We start from the raw sequence: 273 nt of genomic DNA on the forward strand, positions 1-273 counted from the left end.
GTGTAAGTCCCGTTCGAGCTTTTCCAGCCGCGACTCATAAGAGTCGGTAATGCGTTTGATTTCATCGTTGGCGTAGGCACCCACCCGCTCTTTGACGTCGCGCAGGGAGTTCCAGCCCACCAACACCAGCAGTGTTGACGATCCGGCAATCAGATAAAAGAAATAGGTAACCGTGTCGGTAGCGTAGGTCAGTGCCCGATCCGCCACCTGAAATTCACGCTCGACGACCTTTTCAGTGAACTCAACCCGTGCATCGGCGAGCATCTGACGCAG

Annotated in this window: 1 pseudogene; it reads right to left on the reverse strand. The window is 54.9% G+C overall.

From position 1 onward, the window contains the following. A pseudogene (locus tag Q4563_RS19885) lies at nt 1-273 on the reverse strand (hypothetical protein); the annotation flags it as partial.

It is taken from the genome of Gilvimarinus sp. 1_MG-2023, assembly GCF_030548285.1.